The sequence below is a fragment of the Flavobacterium sp. genome (assembly GCF_044361065.1).
Taxonomy (GTDB): domain Bacteria; phylum Bacteroidota; class Bacteroidia; order Flavobacteriales; family Flavobacteriaceae; genus Flavobacterium.
The window spans coordinates 1-5539 of record NZ_JBIKJI010000142.1 but is presented as its reverse complement, the minus strand read 5'-3'; the positions used below and the strand labels follow the sequence as shown (position 1 = coordinate 5539).

Annotated in this window: 5 protein-coding genes; 1 reads left to right on the top strand and 4 read right to left on the bottom strand. The window is 32.6% G+C overall.

Annotated features, from left to right (window positions below):
• Positions 1-15 precede the first annotated feature (15 nt).
• Together ACIQ11_RS08545 and ACIQ11_RS08540 are read right to left on the bottom strand one after the other, a co-directional pair.
• Positions 16-963: a DUF3078 domain-containing protein gene (locus tag ACIQ11_RS08545; protein ID WP_396154231.1), complete on the bottom strand. Its 948-nt coding sequence runs from the start codon at positions 961-963 to the stop codon at positions 16-18.
• Positions 956-2731 (bottom strand): 1-deoxy-D-xylulose-5-phosphate synthase, encoded by a 1776-nt coding sequence (locus ACIQ11_RS08540; protein ID WP_396154230.1) that lies wholly within the window; start codon positions 2729-2731, stop codon positions 956-958. Before ACIQ11_RS08540 ends, ACIQ11_RS08545 begins: the two co-directional genes overlap by 8 nt.
• A gap of 59 nt (positions 2732-2790) precedes the next feature.
• Between ACIQ11_RS08540 and ACIQ11_RS08535 the strand changes: the two genes are divergently transcribed.
• Positions 2791-3231, top strand: a complete 441-nt coding sequence (locus ACIQ11_RS08535) for a nucleoside deaminase (RefSeq protein ID WP_396154229.1) — start codon at positions 2791-2793, stop codon at positions 3229-3231.
• A 111-nt stretch (positions 3232-3342) separates the two neighbouring features.
• On the opposite strand, the gene ACIQ11_RS08530 is transcribed toward ACIQ11_RS08535, so the two are convergent.
• Together ACIQ11_RS08530 and ACIQ11_RS08525 are read right to left on the bottom strand one after the other, a co-directional pair.
• Positions 3343-4890: a ribonuclease E/G gene (locus ACIQ11_RS08530; protein ID WP_353076788.1), complete on the bottom strand. Its 1548-nt coding sequence runs from the start codon at positions 4888-4890 to the stop codon at positions 3343-3345.
• Positions 4891-5235: 345 nt separating this feature from the next.
• Positions 5236-5529 (bottom strand): HU family DNA-binding protein, encoded by a 294-nt coding sequence (locus ACIQ11_RS08525; protein WP_353076789.1) that lies wholly within the window; start codon positions 5527-5529, stop codon positions 5236-5238.
• Positions 5530-5539: the final 10 nt, after the last annotated feature.

Genomic DNA, 5539 nt, shown 5'->3' with positions numbered 1-5539 from the left:
GGTAAAATTAAAATTTTAAAAACTATATTCAACACCAATTCCTAATATTTGTTTTAATTGTACTCTTGGGCCTTCTGTGATTTGAACACCGGCAACTTCTCGTTTGTTTTTAATATCGTTATCATATAACAAATGGGTGCCGATGTTAGCTCGAACATATTTATTTACAATCATTTCAATACTAATTTGCCAATCGATATCAATGTTACCAAAATCTTTTAAATAATCGGTATACAGCGTAGCTCGAGTATCTAAATTGATATTTGTCATTATCTTTCTTTTATATTGACTTGATACTAAAGCACCTAATTCAGTTCTATGTAGTTTTCCGTTTTTAATAATTTCCGTTCCGGTTTCGTCATAAATGGCTTTTTCCACTCCAAAAGCCCCTTCATTAGATAATCTTCTGTCTAATACCAAAGTTGTTTTATTTGTTATTGGAGACAAATAAACTGTTAAACCTAAATCTTTTCGGGTATATTCTGCACCAATTCCTAAGAAAATATATGCGGGTCCAAATGGTTTAGAAATGGCTTTGCTTACATTTGGATAATTATATCCGTTAGAAAATTGAGTTAAAAAGCTAAATTTCGCACCATAAAACCACTTGTTTATAGTGTCTCTTCTGTATCCAATTGTGGAGTTTAAATTAATTTGGTCATCTGTTTTTCTGAGATCTTGCGCTTCTTGTTTGTTAATTCCATAACGCACCACAAGCTCGTTATTCCATTTCATATTATCACGAGTATAATTTCTAATGAAATTTCCTTTAGCCAAACCAGAAATCGAATTATTTCCTCCTGCAGACCAATTTACAAAGCTAATTTGTGTAAAATCTAACCCTACTTTATTTCCTTTTACCCAATTTGAAGTAGAATCAGTTTTTTCTGTTTTTATAATTTGAGAATAAGATTTTGTAGCGAAAAAAAGAAGTGTGATAAAAAGTATAAGGATTCTATTCATAATTAATTTCTGTAAATAATTGGGTTAAACTTAGAGTGTCTAATTTAGTTTGTTCTAATAGTTGTTTTACGGTGCCGTGTTCTATGAAAACATCTGCCACGCCACGATTTATAATTTTATTTTTAAAATTGTTTTTGGCGGCAAAAGTATTTATTATGCTTCCTAATCCACCATTAATAACACCTTCTTCAACAGTGATAATAATTTTATGTTCTTTAAAAATGCTAATTAATTTTTCTTCATCTAAAGGCTTTACCCAACCTATATGAAAATGCGAAAAATCCTCCGTTGTTGCAAGTGTATCAATAGCTATAGAAACAGTATTTCCAATAGTTCCAGTAGACAAAACAGCAATTTTAGTTCCTTTTTTCAAAGTTGTAATTTTTCCTATTTCAAGTTTAGAAAAAGGTTGTTTCCAATCAATAATTTCGCCTTTTCCTCTTGGATATCGAATCGCAATTGGATGATTTAATCCTAACGAAGAAGTGTACAAAATATTGCGTAAATCAATTTCATTACGTGGTGCATAAATCATTATGTTTGGAATGCAATTTAGATAAGCCAAATCAAACAATCCGTGATGTGTGGCTCCATCTTCACCTACAAATCCGGCTCTGTCCAAGCAAAAAATTACGGGTAAATTCTGTATCGCTACATCATGAATCACCTGATCATAAGCCCGTTGTAAAAAAGTAGAATAAATATTGCAAAATACCGTTAATCCTTGTGTTGCCATTCCAGCAGCTAAGGTTACGGCATGTTGTTCGGCTATTCCTACGTCGAAAGCACGTTCTGGAAAAGCTTCCATCATATATTTTAAGGAACTTCCTGATGGCATAGCTGGAGTAATTCCTACAATTTTTTTATTTTCTGTAGCCAATTCCACTAAGGTATGCCCAAAAACATCTTGAAATTTTGGGGCTAAATTTTCATTTTCCGATTTTATGATTTTACCTGTTAATTTATCAAATTTTCCAGGTGCATGAAATTGCAATTGGTTTTCTTCCGCGTACGATAATCCTTTTCCTTTCGTGGTAATAATATGTAAAAATTTAGGACCTTTTACTTTTTGTAAACGTTTTAATTCTGACAATAATTTAGGCAAATCATGGCCGTCAATTGGACCCGAATAATCAAAATTTAACGATTTTATAATGTTGTTTTCTTTTGGGTTTTTACCTTCTTTTACCGCGGTTAAATAGTCTTTTAATGCCCCAACGCTTGGGTCAATTCCCATGGCATTGTCGTTTAGTATAACTAATAAATTCGCATCGGTAACTCCAGCATGATTTAGTCCTTCAAATGCCATTCCGCTCGCAATAGAAGCATCGCCAATAACTGCAATATGTTGTTTTTCGGTATCACCATTAATTTTCGATGCAATTGCCATACCTAATGCAGCTGAGATTGAAGTAGAAGAATGTCCTACACCAAACGCATCAAATATACTTTCACTTCTTTTTGGAAATCCTGAGATACCATCAATTTCTCTATACTTATGAAAAATTTCGCGTCTTTCTGTTAAAATTTTATGGCCGTATGCTTGATGTCCTACATCCCAAACTAATAAATCGTTTGGCGTATCAAAAACATAATGTAAGGCAACGGTTAATTCTATGACGCCTAAACTCGCCCCTAAATGGCCTTCTTTTTGGGAGACTATATCAATTATAAACTCTCTAAGTTCAGTGGCCACTTGTGGTAATTGATTTTCAGAAAGTTTCCTTAAATCGGTTGGTGTCGTAATATGTGAAAGTAAATTTTCCATTTGTACTGCAAAAATACAATAATGTTTGTAAATTTGATTAATATATAATTGTAAGAAACTTGGAAACTATTTTTACCGACGAATATTTTATGAAAAAAGCACTTCAGGAAGCTGAAATTGCTTTTGAAAAAGACGAAATTCCTGTGGGCGCTGTAATTGTTGTAAATAATACTGTAATTGCTCGGACGCATAATTTAACTGAGCTTTTACATGATGTTACGGCACATGCTGAAATGCAAGCCATTACAAGTGCTGCAAATTTTTTAGGAGGAAAATACTTAAAAGGTTGTACGTTATATGTTACTTTAGAACCTTGCCAAATGTGTGCCGGAGCCTTGTATTGGAGTCAGATTTCTAAAATTGTATTTGGTGCAACAGATACAAAAAGAGGTTATAAAACATTAGGTACACAAATTCACCCAAAAACAGAAGTGGTTTCTGGAATTTTAGAAAAGGAATGTGCAGAATTAATGACTAATTTTTTTCAGAAAAAGAGATAAGTTAATTACGCAGAGATTCGCAAAATTATCACTAAGATTCACAAATATTAATTTGTTAAATTTTTATAAATAAAAAAAAACCGCTATTCTTTCGAGTAGCGGTTTTGTTTTTTATAAAATTTCTTTTCCTTGGTTATCAAAGAAATGATATTCTAAGTACGTGTAAGCGTCACGAGGTATAATTTTCACCCATTTCTTATGTTCAAAAAACCATTTTGAACGTAATGATGGAAAACCTTTTGTAAGGTATGCGGCCACAAATGGATGTACGTTAAGTACTACTTTTTTATGGTCTTTAATAATGCTTTCAAGGTTAGCTTCTATTTTGTCAATAATTAAAATGGCCGCTTCAACCTGTCCGTTTTCGTTCGGGTTTTCTTCGTTTGTTTCAATATTAACTTCAGGTCTAACTCTTTGTCTAGTAATTTGAACCAGTCCAAATTTACTAGGAGGCAAGATTTTATGCTTCGCCTTATCGTCACTCATTTCTTCTCGTAAGAAATCGAATAATACTTTTCTATTATCTGGATTTTGTAAATCTATAAAATCGACAACAATAATTCCTCCCATATCTCTTAGTCGTAATTGACGTGCAATTTCAGCTGCAGCTATCATATTTACTTCCATGGCAGTATCTTCTTGGTTGGTGGCTTTATTTGATCTATTGCCAGAATTTACATCAATAACGTGTAAAGCTTCTGTATGTTCAATAATTAAATAAGCCCCTTTACTCATAGAAACTGATTTTCCAAAAGAGGTTTTTATTTGTCTTTCTATATTATACTTCTCAAATAGAGGTAAATCTTTCGACTGATAGTGTTTTACGATAGACGCTTTATCCGGAGCTATTTCTTGCAAATACTCCTTCGTTTTTAAATACAAATCTTCATCATCTACTTGAATACTCGTAAAAGTATCGTTAAAAATATCTCTAAGCATAGAAGAAGATTTTGTTAATTCTCCTAATACTTTTGAGGGATGATGGGCGGTTTGTAGTTTTTTGCACATGCTAGTCCAACGGTCTAACAGTGTTTCTACATCTTTTTCAATCTCAGTTGTTTTTCTGCCTTCGGCTACTGTTCTCACAATAACACCAAATCCCTTTGGTTTTATAGACTGTAGTAATTTTTTTAGACGATCTTTTTCTGCTCGGTCTCCAATTTTTTGTGAAATGGATACTCGGTCAGAGAAAGGAACTAAAACTACATATCTTCCTGCTAAAGAAATCTCAGAACTAATTCTCGGTCCTTTTGTTGAGATAGGTTCTTTAACTACTTGAACTAAAATCGACTGATTGGCGCTTAATGTGTCCATTATAGTGCCATCTTTGCTAATTTCAGGTTCAAAAGGGAAATTTTTGAGTGAATAATCTTTTATTTTACCTGCGCTTACAAGTTTAATAAATTTCATCAAAGATCCTAAGTTTGGTCCTAAATCATGATAATGCAAAAACGCATCTTTTTCATGACCTAAATGCACAAATGCGGCGTTCAATCCTGCAACGGGCTTTCTTATTTTTGCTATAAAAATATCGCCAACCTGAAACTGATTGCTGTCGCCAGCCTCTTTTTCTTTGTGTAATTCAATTAGTTTTCCATCTTTTAATAAGGCAAAATCTACTGCGTCTGAACTAGATCTAATGATTAATTCTTTGTTCATGCTGTATCTTTTTTATCCGAACATTTTGTTGTCGGTTGTTGATTGTTTATTACCAAAGGTACAAAACAACTAGCAACTAGCAACTTATTGCTAGGATGGATTAAACAATTTAGGTAAAATACCCAATAAAACTAATCGTAAATTGACTTCATCAACTTACGGAATAATTTAAAATTCAATGAACGTAACTTGTTTTTAAACAAAGAAAAGTAGTTATTAGACTACTTTTTCTTTTTGTGACGGTTAGCTCTCGCTCTTTTTTTACGCTTGTGAGTAGCTACCTTATGTCTTTTTCTTTTTTTACCACTTGGCATAATGTGTAGTTTTTTTGATTAATAAATAATATTATACAGTTACTTCTGTCTTTTCTTTAACGCTTTCAACAAATATTTTAGCCGGCTTAAAAGCTGGAATGTTGTGAGCAGGTATTTTGATAGTTGTGTTTTTTGAAATGTTTCTTCCTGTTTTTTCGGCTCTTGTTTTAACAATAAAACTACCAAATCCTCTTAAGTAAACATTATCACCAGTTTCTAATGAATTTTTTACTTCTTCCATGAATGATTCTACAGTAGCTTGAACGTCACCTTTTTCAAGACCTAATCTTTCCGAAATTTTTGCTACGATATCTGCTTTCGTCATTTTCTTGCGT